Source organism: Pseudomonas agronomica (assembly GCF_025917275.1).
Lineage (GTDB): Bacteria > Pseudomonadota > Gammaproteobacteria > Pseudomonadales > Pseudomonadaceae > Aquipseudomonas > Aquipseudomonas agronomica.
Genome location: NZ_JAOSHO010000944.1, coordinates 1 through 790, shown reverse-complemented (window position 1 = coordinate 790; position 790 = coordinate 1). Strand labels below are relative to the sequence as shown.

Genomic DNA, 790 nt, shown 5'->3' with positions numbered 1-790 from the left:
GCAAGCTCCCTCGCCACGGGTTCTCGCTTGCCCTCAGTTCTTCAACCCCGCAGGAATGCCCGGTGCAGCTCTTCCAGTGTCTGGAAGTGGTGCGCCGGGTTTTCTGCGTTCAGTTCTTCGAAACTGCCGAACCCATACCCCACCGCTGCGGCGTCGAGGCCGTTTTCGCGGGCGCCGATCAGGTCGTGTTTGCGGTCGCCGATCATCAGAGTGTTGGCCGGGTCGAGGCTTTCTTCGGCCAGGAGGTGGGCGATGAGCTCGACTTTGTTGGTGCGGGTGCCGTCCAGTTCGCTGCCGTAGATCACTTTGAAGTGCCGGGCGAAGTCAAAGTGGCGGGCGATTTCCCGGGCGAAGACCCACGGTTTGGAGGTGGCGATGTAGAGCTGCCGGCCTTGGCCGCCGAGGGTTTCCAGCAGGGGCGTGACGCCGTCGAATACGCGGTTTTCGTAGAGGCCGGTGACTTTGAAGCGTTCGCGATAGAAGTTCACCGCTTCCCAGGCTTTCGCTTCGTCGAAGTCATAGAACTGCATGAAGGCTTGCAACAGCGGCGGGCCGATGAAGTGTTCGAGGCGGGTGAGGTCGGGTTCGTCGATGCCCAGTTTGCCCAGGGCGAACTGGATCGAACGGGTGATGCCTTCCCGTGGGTCGGTGAGGGTGCCGTCGAGGTCGAAGAGTACGGTTTGGTAGTGCATGTTGGGTCCTGGCAATGGGGTCACGCTGTTGGCTTAAGGCGTTCGGCAAACCCGTGGCGAGACGCTCGCTCCCGCTGGGCCTGTAGAAGCTGTGTGTA

1 protein-coding gene is annotated in these 790 nt (G+C 61.6%); it reads right to left on the bottom strand.

Annotated features, from left to right (window positions below; all coding sequences use genetic code 11):
• Positions 1-41 precede the first annotated feature (41 nt).
• Positions 42-692 carry an HAD family hydrolase gene (locus OC610_RS28270; RefSeq protein WP_264432984.1) on the bottom strand — a complete coding sequence of 217 codons (651 nt, stop codon included), beginning with the start codon at positions 690-692 and terminating at the stop codon, positions 42-44.
• Positions 693-790 lie beyond the last annotated feature (98 nt).

Coding starts and splice junctions, on each gene's coding strand:
- OC610_RS28270 (WP_264432984.1), bottom strand. CDS start 692: ATGCACTACCAAACCGTACTCTTCGACCTCGACGGCACCCTCACCGAC.